This window comes from Salipiger sp. HF18 (assembly GCF_011806505.1).
Classification (GTDB): Bacteria; Pseudomonadota; Alphaproteobacteria; order Rhodobacterales; family Rhodobacteraceae; genus Salipiger; species Salipiger thiooxidans.
Window position 1 is genome coordinate 1 of sequence record NZ_JAATOS010000528.1, and the last position, 2,664, is coordinate 2,664.

Genomic DNA, 2,664 nt, shown 5'->3' on the forward strand with positions numbered 1-2,664 from the left:
TGATCCTCGTCGCCAAGGATGTCGGTCAGGACCGCATACTCACCGCCGTCTTCCAGCACGAGGCCCATGGCCACACCGGCCACCGGAGCCTTGAGCGGAACGCCCGCGTCCATCATCGACAGCGAGCCGCCGCAGACGGATGCCATCGAGGACGAGCCGTTGGACTCGGTGATCTCGGAGACCACGCGGATGGTGTAGGGGAAGTCGGTCGGGGCGGGCAGCACGGCCTGAAGCGCGCGCCATGCCAGCTTGCCGTGGCCGATTTCGCGACGACCGGGCGACCCCACGCGGCCAACCTCACCGACCGAGTACGGCGGGAAGTTGTAGTGCAGCAGGAAGTTCGAACGGAAGTTGCCATGCAGGGCGTCGATGATCTGCTCGTCGTCGCCGGTGCCCAGCGTGGTCACGACCAGCGCCTGGGTTTCGCCACGGGTGAACAGCGACGACCCGTGGGTCCGCGGCAGCACCGAGGTTTCCGAAACGATCGGGCGGACCTGGTCGAGCGCGCGGCCGTCGATGCGGCGCTTGTTCTTCACCACGTCGGCACGGAGCACGTTGGACTCGAGCTTCTTCAGCGCCGAGCCGAGGTTCGCGTCCTCGAGCTGCTCTTCGCTGAGCTGGCCCTTGATCTCTTCCTTGACGGCGGAAACGGCGGCAACGCGTTCCTGCTTGTCGGAGATCGCGTAGGCCGCGCGCATCTTCTCTTCACCGAAGCCCTTCACCACTTCGAAGAGCTCGGAGTAATCCGGCGCCTGGAAGTCGAACGGCTCTTTCGCGGCTTCTTCGGCCAGCGAGATGATGAGGTCGATGACCGGCTGGATCTGCTCGTGCGCGAAGGTCACGGCGCCCAGCATCTCGTCCTCGGTCAGCTCGTAGGCTTCCGATTCCACCATCATCACGGCGTCCTTGGTGCCGGCGACGACGAGGTCGAGACGCTGCTCGGGGTTGTTGCGCAGCCCCTGCATGTCGTCGACGGTCGGGTTCAGCACGTATTCGCCATCCTCGAAGCCGACGCGGGCACCGGCGATCGGGCCCATGAACGGCACGCCCGAGATGGTCAGGGCGGCGGAGGCGGCGATCATCGCGACGATGTCGGGATCGTTGACGAGGTCGTGGCTGAGCACGGTGCACATCACCAGCACTTCATGCTTGAAGCCGGGGACGAACAGCGGGCGGATCGGGCGGTCGATCAGGCGGGCGGTCAGCGTTTCCTTTTCGGTCGGCCGCGCCTCGCGCTTGAAGAAGCCGCCGGGCACCTTGCCCGCGGCATAGTATTTTTCCTGGTAGTGGACGGTCAGCGGAAAGAAGTCCTGACCCGGCTTCGGCTCTTTTGCGAAGGTCACGTTGGCCATGACGCTGGTTTCGCCAAGCGTGGCGATGACCGAGCCGTCGGCCTGACGGGCAACCTTGCCCGTCTCAAGAGTGAGGGTCTCTTCGCCCCACTGCATGCTTTTCTTCGAAATGTTGAACATGGTCGTATCCTGTAAGGGAGCTCTCGCAGGCCCTCCTGCGTCTCCCGTTTGCGTGGCGGCCCCATTGCCGCCGCCCCCTTATCCTCTTGCACGCGCCCGGGGGCTGAAGGCGTCACGTCTCAGATGGGAGGGGCCATACAAGAGTTTGGCCAACAGGGAAAGGAAAATACATGCGCAAGGGCGCCGGGACGCCTATGAATAGGGCATTCCGGGCGACCTGCCTTGCGGTCCCAGCCGCGGGAACGGCTCAGAAGGTCCAGATATCGGCGAGCACCCGCGCGGGCCTTTCCTTGACCCGCTCCGGAGCCGGGCTGTCGTAGACCGCCAGCCATTCGCCGGGCTTCAGCCACGGCACGATGCCCTCGGGGTGATCCACCGCACCGCGATAGGGCAGCTCGGCCAGCGTCTCGACCTTGGCAGGCTCCACGAGACCCGAGGTCACGTCCGCCACCGCGTCGCGCCAGCGCAGCACCTCGGAGGGCCCGTCCCCCGCCAGCGCCGTGCCCGTCAGAACAATGAGGTCGTCGCCATCGAAGCTGAGGTCGCGGACGCCCTGCCCGGTGGTGTTGATCAGGTGCTTGCGGTAGCGCATCCCGTCGGCCAGCCGGCGCGGCTTCAGGTGGCCGTTCTTGGTCACCTTCATCTCCATGTCGAGGATCACCGCGCGGCCGCGCAGCACCGGGCCGCGCAGCCCCAGCCAGATCCGCAGCCCCTTGACCGCGATGCCCTCGATGTCGAGCCCGTTCTCCTTGCTCGGGATCGAGAGGAAGCCGTCGAGGTGCGGGTCGCCCTTCAGCCATTTCTTCAGCGCGCTCTTCTTGCCCTGTTTCACGTGGGCCATCCGGCGCGCGCCATCCCGGGCGACCGGGCGCGGCGCCTCGTCTTCCATCACCAGCGGCAGGCGGCCGAGAAAGGCGCGGTTCTCGTCCCAGTCGATGTCCGCCATGCGGTCGAGCGCGGCCTTGGGGTCGTCGTCGACGTCGGGCTTCTCGCGCTTCAGCGAGTGCGAACCGCAGATCCAGATCCAGTCGCCGTCCACCGCCAGACCCTCGATGTCCATTTCTCCATCGGGGCCGTCGGGAAGCTCGACCAGCTCGCCCAGGTTGAAGTGGACGTGGTTGCCGTAACCCGACTTGTCCGGGGTCAGCCGGTCGATGCCAGCGGTCTCGTCGCAGGACAGGAACAGGGTCTC

General features: G+C 66.2%; 2 protein-coding genes. Both read right to left on the reverse strand.

The features are described from left to right. On the reverse strand, positions 1-1,472 hold a 1,472-nt coding region (pnp, locus tag HC022_RS23600), incomplete at its 3' end, for a polyribonucleotide nucleotidyltransferase (RefSeq protein ID WP_167454029.1). A 247-nt stretch (positions 1,473-1,719) separates the two neighbouring features. Beyond that, the coding region (locus HC022_RS23605; RefSeq protein WP_167454030.1) for a DUF3616 domain-containing protein at positions 1,720-2,664 on the reverse strand (945 nt) is incomplete at its 5' end.